Origin of the sequence: Fulvivirga aurantia (assembly GCF_009711475.1) — a bacterium.
Taxonomy (GTDB): domain Bacteria; phylum Bacteroidota; class Bacteroidia; order Cytophagales; family Cyclobacteriaceae; genus Fulvivirga; species Fulvivirga aurantia.
Genome location: NZ_SMMD01000274.1, coordinates 1 through 499 on the forward strand (window position 1 = coordinate 1; position 499 = coordinate 499).

Annotated in this window: 1 protein-coding gene; it reads left to right on the forward strand. The window is 36.1% G+C overall.

Annotation, left to right across the window (positions count from 1 at the left end):
* Positions 1–8 precede the first annotated feature (8 nt).
* Positions 9–499, forward strand: a 491-nt coding sequence (locus E1176_RS01085) for a nucleotide sugar dehydrogenase (RefSeq protein WP_484494453.1), incomplete at its 3' end; no start/stop codon positions are given.

A 499-nucleotide genomic window follows, 5' to 3' on the forward strand; every position in this document is an offset into this window, starting at 1 on the left:
AAAGAGTTTTGCCAGGTAATGTTATTTATGAATTAAAGAATAATGACAGAGTAATAGGTGGCATTGATGATAATTCTACAAGAAAGGCCTGCGAATTTTACTCTCTATTTGTAGATGGACAGCTTCACAAAACCAATGCAAGAACTGCAGAAATGTGTAAGCTTGTAGAAAATTCCTCACGTGATGCAAGCATCGCATTTGCAAATGAGTTGTCGATAATATGCGATAAAGCTGATATTGATGTTTGGGAACTTATCAAACTAGCTAATAAACACCCAAGAGTTAATATACTCCAACCAGGCACCGGTGTAGGAGGCCACTGCATTGCTGTAGACCCATGGTTTATAGTTTCAAAGTTCCCGGAAGAGGCAAAAATGATAAGAATGTCTCGGGAAATCAATAACTATAAAACTGATTGGGTCATTGAAAAGATTAAAAATACAGCTTTGGAATTCGAATTAAAAGAAGGAAAAAAACCAAAAATAGCATGTATGGGTCT